The organism is uncultured Tenacibaculum sp., assembly GCF_947499065.1.
Classification (GTDB): domain Bacteria; phylum Bacteroidota; class Bacteroidia; order Flavobacteriales; family Flavobacteriaceae; genus Polaribacter.
Genome location: NZ_CANMMT010000024.1, coordinates 1 through 1,310, shown reverse-complemented (window position 1 = coordinate 1,310; position 1,310 = coordinate 1). Strand labels below are relative to the sequence as shown.

General features: G+C 30.6%; 1 protein-coding gene. It reads left to right on the top strand.

What is annotated here, in order from left to right; genetic code table 11:
• Window positions 1-1,310, top strand: a 1,310-nt coding sequence (locus Q0958_RS18825; protein ID WP_299126103.1) for an ABC transporter transmembrane domain-containing protein, incomplete at both ends; no start/stop codon positions are given.

Here is a 1,310-nt window from a genome sequence, read left to right as displayed (position 1 = left end):
GAAGCTGTTGAATCTATAGGCTTTAAGTCTTTAGGTGTAAAACTTGCATACAACAAACTATTAGAAGCACCATTACCTTGTATTGTACACTGGAATAAAAACCATTATGTAGTACTTTACAAAATAAAAAAAGATACTGTTTATATCTCCGATCCAGCTCATGGACTTATCACTTTTACAAAAGAAGAGTTTATTCAACATTGGATAGGTAATAATGCTGATGAAAATACAGAAGAAGGAATTGTTCTACTAGTAGAACCTACTCCTAAGTTTTATAGTGAAGAATTTGAAGAAGACGAAAAATTTGGATTCTCATTTATATTCAAATACTTATTCAAATACAAAAAGTTTATTGTACAGCTAATTATAGGATTGTTAGCTGGAAGTTTATTACAATTAATCCTACCTTTTTTAACACAAAGTATTGTTGATGTTGGTATTAAAAATCAAGATTTAAATTTTGTTTACCTCATTCTATTTGCACAACTATTCCTGTTTATTGGAAAGGCTTCTTTAGAAATTATTCGAAGTTGGATTTTACTACACTTAAGTACCAGAATCAATATTTCTTTAATCGCTGATTTCTTTATCAAACTAATGAAATTACCTATTTCTTATTTTGATGTTCGAATGACAGGAGATTTATTACAACGAATCAACGACCATAAACGTATTGAGAGAATTTTAACCACATCATCACTAACCGTATTATTCTCTTTCTTTAACCTAATCATATTCAGCTTAGTACTTGGGTATTATAGCTTACAAATATTTGGAGTATTTGCATTGGGAAGTGTTTTATACTTCGGATGGGTACTCTTCTTTTTCAAAAAACGAAAAGAATTAGACTACAAACGTTTCTCACAAGTAAGTCAAGAACAAAGTAAAGTAATTGAGCTTATCAATGGAATGCAAGAAATTAAACTTCACAATGCGGAAAGACGTATGCGTTGGAATTGGGAATATGTACAAGCACGGTTATTTAAAGTAGCTACTAAGAGTTTAGCTTTAGAACAAACACAAAGTGTAGGGTCTAACTTTATCAACGAACTTAAAAATATGTTCATCACAGTTTTATCAGCAAAACTAGTAATTGATGGTCAAATAAGTTTAGGTATGATGATGGCCATTAGTTATATCGTAGGTCAATTAAATGGACCAATCACCCAGTTAATCAACTTTATGAGAGACGTACAGGATGCACAAATATCCGTAGATAGATTAGGGGAAATCCATAATATGGAAGATGAAGAAAATCCAAATGATGAGAAAGTAACTAATATCCCAGATAATGCAGCTATTACATTAAA